Genomic DNA, 1,468 nt, shown 5'->3' with positions numbered 1-1,468 from the left:
GCTGCGGATCGTTGAAGACGAACCGATCGCCTGGCCGGAGCAGGAGCCGTTGACGCTCCCCGAACCGGCCGAACCGGCCGAAGCCGAACCTGTGCCGGCAGGCAGGTGAGCGTCATCGGCTGGCGCCAGTGGGTGGTGGACGGCGCTGGTTGGTTGCGCCCGGCATGGACGCCGTGGTCACCGTTCCCGGCTGACCTGTTGTTGTGGCGCCCCGACGGCCTCACCAGGGCGTTCTGCCTACGCGGTGCGCGGGACGGCCTCGGCAGCCAGCTGTCCCAGGCGCATTTGACGCCACATCTGCGGATGCCGAGCGAGAACTGTGTCTGCGGGTTGTACGCATGGCTGTCGGCACAAGAGCTCGCCGCCGCGGCCGCCCCGAGATGGACGTCACGGCCGATCATCGTCGGCGCGGCCCGCCTCGGCGGCCGTCTCGTCATCAGCGCACGTGGGTACCGGGCACAGCTTGGATATCCGGTGGCCGTTGTCGACCCCGACGGTGTCGTATCCGCCGCTTATCCGGTGGCTCGTTACCGTACCTGGGACGCTCTCGTCGCCGAATGGGATCAGCGGGTGAAGTAAGTATTACGGGCGGTGGCGAATGCCTGGTCGGTGATCGGCCCCCAGACACCGTCCACACCCACTCCGAGGATGGACTGGATCGTCCGCACCGTCGCGACATATGCCGCCTGTGACAGGGGCCCCCAGACGCCGTCGACGGTCGCACCGACCGCGGCCTGCTCGGCCCTGGTATGCCGGTTGGTCCGGACCTCGGCGAGCGCCGCGTCGGTGATCGGGCCCCAGACACCGTCCGCGGCCACGTGCACCGCATGCTGCAAAGCCACCACCTTGGGCTGCACAGGCGACGTCGCGCCTCCCACGATCTGCGCGGCCCTCGCGATGATCTGATGACGCTGGCCGGCGCGAATGGTACCCGGGCAACCCGGATGATTACCCCACGAGACCTTTCCCGCACCATGTGTGATCAATCCGGACTGGCCGGGTGTGTCCGTCACAGCCAGCGCCCAGCCGAAGGTGCGCACACCGTCGGCGTAGGCCACGGCCACGGTCTCGATCTGCTCAGGCGTCAGCGCCTCGGTGTCGAAGCCCTCGGTCTCGATCGAATCGTATGTGCTGTTGCCCGCGGCCTGCGCCCATGCCCGGACGTCCGAGGGCACATACTGCTCACGCTGCCCGGCTTTGCCCGCCCATAAGTTCGACGACGCCTGCGATTGCGGATCGTTGAACCAGTTGAACTGGGAGCCGTTGCCCTGTGCGACGTGCAGGACCAGACCGATCGGATGAATCGTGTCACCATTGGTGTTCTTAACCGGCCGATACTGGAAGCCTTGAACGATGTGTGCCACGCCCACATCCTAAACCTCCGGACCAGGGCGGTATCGACCGGGCTCCCCATTCGCGCCTGTCGTACCCGCATCGTCGGCTGGACCCCGATCCGGCGACATCGCCG

2 protein-coding genes are annotated in these 1,468 nt (G+C 67.3%); one reads left to right on the top strand and one right to left on the bottom strand.

The annotated features are described in order from the left end of the window. Positions 1-105 precede the first annotated feature (105 nt). A complete protein-coding gene (locus tag DD1DGNOD_RS02745; protein WP_131769371.1) occupies positions 106-579 on the top strand; it encodes a hypothetical protein in 474 nt (157 codons plus the stop codon). Here DD1DGNOD_RS02745 and DD1DGNOD_RS02740 read toward each other — a convergent pair. Continuing rightward, on the bottom strand, positions 564-1,364 hold the full coding sequence (locus DD1DGNOD_RS02740; protein WP_165036363.1) for an N-acetylmuramoyl-L-alanine amidase: 801 nt from the start codon (positions 1,362-1,364) through the stop codon (positions 564-566). The two genes, DD1DGNOD_RS02745 and DD1DGNOD_RS02740, sit on opposite strands and share 16 nt — an antisense overlap. Positions 1,365-1,468 lie beyond the last annotated feature (104 nt).

The sequence above is a fragment of the Candidatus Protofrankia californiensis genome (assembly GCF_900634765.1).
GTDB classification, from domain to species: Bacteria; Actinomycetota; Actinomycetes; order Frankiales; family Frankiaceae; genus Protofrankia; species Protofrankia californiensis.
The sequence above is the reverse complement of the archived record's forward strand: the minus strand, read 5'-3'. Positions and strand labels throughout refer to the sequence as shown.